This is a genomic window from Micrococcus sp. EWR3.9.1 (assembly GCF_052615555.1).
The window spans coordinates 1-235 of the sequence record NZ_JBQXFD010000065.1 but is presented as its reverse complement, the minus strand read 5'-3'; the positions used below and the strand labels follow the sequence as shown (position 1 = coordinate 235).

1 pseudogene is annotated in these 235 nt (G+C 69.4%); it reads right to left on the bottom strand.

Annotation, left to right across the window (positions count from 1 at the left end):
* Nucleotides 1-235: pseudogene (locus tag ACUJ8O_RS11595) on the bottom strand (IS481 family transposase); the annotation flags it as partial.

Genomic DNA, 235 nt, shown 5'->3' with positions numbered 1-235 from the left:
ATGGCGCGGGGTGTAGGGGCGGATCCGGTGATGCCGGCCCCCGAGAGAGACCACCTTCCGGGTGAAGTCCACGGCCCGGTAGTTGTTCCCGTTGTCCGTGACCACCCGGTCCACGGTGATGCCGTGAGCGGCGAAGAACGCGCGGGCCCGGCAGTAGAACCCGATCGTGGTCACCGCCCGCTCATCCTCCAGCGCCTCCGTGTACGCCAGGCGGGTGAACCCGTCGATCGCCGAG